Raw genomic sequence first — 2,096 nt, 5'->3', positions numbered from 1 at the left:
TGGGCTCGAAGCGGAAGATTAACGGGAGATTCCGAAAGTCTGCTTGGGAGCGGCGAGCGGACGATCCCGCCCGCCTAAAAGGTTAAAGATCGATGCGTTCGGCAATACTAAGCGCGTCTTCAAGCTCGACGCCAAGGTAACGCACCGTACTGTCCACTTTGCTGTGACCGAGCAGAAGTTGAACGGCACGTAGGTTTCCGGTCTTTCTGTATATCAAAGCCGCTTTGGTGCGCCTAAGCGAATGCGTGCCGTAGCTGGACGGATCGAGACCAATCGCTGACACCCATTCCCGGACAAGCCTAGCGTATTGCCGGGTCGAAAGATGCGGCAAAGCATGCATACGACTTGGAAACAGATACCGTTGTCCATGCATATATTGAGAAGAAACCCATTGCGACACGACTTCACGTGTATTCTCCGTCACTTCAAATTGCACCGGCTTCGCAGTTTTACGTTGAACAACGGATACCCGATCGCGAACAGAATTGCCGACGGCGAGATCGTTAACCCTTAGGCGGACGAGATCGCACCCGCGCAACTTGCTATCGATGGCAAGATTGAACAATGCTAGGTCTCTCAGCTTGTTTGCAAGTTCGAGCCGAGCGCGAATGGCCCAGACTTGCTTTGACTGCAATGGCCGCTTCTGTCCGACTAGTCTGCCTTTGTTCCAAGGCGGACGACGCGTTGTGACAACGGGAAGTAGAGATTTGGACATCTTATATCTCCGTCCATTCCCTTCCGTCCCAAACATCGACACTGTGCCGACAGCTGTAGTCTAATTGCCGCTCGCGTGTCTTCAGCACAGGAAATTCTCAGGTTTCAGGAACTGCCACCGCTGATCTTCTTACCCATCACATCCGCTGCCTGCCGCAACGGGTCATCTGCGAGATGCGCGTAGCGTTGCGTGGTAGACGGGTTCGTGTGTCCAAGCAATCGACCAACTATAGGCAGACTCAGACCGCTGGAAACGAGATGCGACGCATGCGTATGCCGATTGTCGTGGATACGGTAGTCTTGAAGGCCTGCTGATGTGGTGACCGAGCTCCAAAATTTCTTCAGATCTTTGTACGGTTGGTCCGGAGAGCGTCCCGGAAACAACCAGCGACTCTCAGGAGAATCCCCTGCGCTCATTGCCGCAAGCAAATCACAGGTTGCTGACGATATTGGCAGGTGCTCTCGTCGCTTTTGCTTTGTGTGGTGCGACGGCTTTGTCCAGACCGCTCGATCCAAATCGAAGTCTTCCCATTTTGCCGTCAAGACCTCGCCGATCCGTGCACCTGTCAGGAGTTGCAGTCGGATAGCGTTGGCTGCAACCTGATTTGGATGCTCTGACAGAGCCACCAACAGCCTTTGCAGCTCATCGTCAGATAACCAGCGGTCCCGCTTTTCCTCGGGAAACTTTTCTATGCCGCGCGCCGGATTGTCAGAACGCTGACCCCAGCGCACAGACAGTTCAAACATTTTCGACATGAGGGCCAGAGTGCGATTGGCTTGATATGGAGTATCACGCATTTGATTGTGAAGCTTCTGAACATGCTGATGCGTCACTTCAATGACTTTAAGGTTACCAAGCTTGGGGAGAATGTATCGGTCCAGCATTGACCGATCATTCCGAACACTACCGGGACGTTTCTTTGGCTCCGCATGTGCGGTCATGTATTGCTCGGCAAGTAAGTTCACCGTTGGTGAATGCCTGAGCGTTTGAGCGTCCGCGACAGGGTCTCCGCCACGCACCACGTCAGCAAGAATCGCGCGTGCCATTTCGCGGGCGGCGCCCAATGACAAGGTCGGCCCATATCGCCCAAGTGTCTTGCGTTTCGACCGTCCGGTTTGTTTGTTGCGATATTGAACTACGAAGCTTTTGACACCGGTTGTTTTCACGCGGAGTCCAAAACCCGGCAGACCGTCGTCCCAATAGATCGTGTCCCGGTTTGTTGCTGAAAGGCGATCGACACTTGATTTTGTTAATCTAACGTTGGGCATATTGGTCTCGGACGGATTGGGTAAGCACAAGGTAAGCAAAGTGCGGAGAATTAGGAAGGGTCTTTAAGAAACCTCTGCACGCTAAAGCTTCTGTTATTTAATAGAATATACTG

At 52.9% G+C, this 2,096-nt stretch carries 2 protein-coding genes; both read right to left on the bottom strand.

What is annotated here, in order from left to right; genetic code table 11:
• Nucleotides 1–82 precede the first annotated feature (82 nt).
• Nucleotides 83–715 (bottom strand): tyrosine-type recombinase/integrase, encoded by a 633-nt coding sequence (locus ACR0J4_RS23065; RefSeq protein WP_170493045.1) that lies wholly within the window; start codon nt 713–715, stop codon nt 83–85.
• 104 nt (nt 716–819) lie between these two features.
• Nucleotides 820–1,983, bottom strand: coding sequence for a tyrosine-type recombinase/integrase (locus ACR0J4_RS23060; protein ID WP_170528646.1), 1,164 nt, complete (start codon nt 1,981–1,983; stop codon nt 820–822).
• Nucleotides 1,984–2,096 lie beyond the last annotated feature (113 nt).

Source organism: Ruegeria sp. B10 (assembly GCF_056539825.1).
This window is presented reverse-complemented; position numbering and strand designations above follow the sequence as displayed.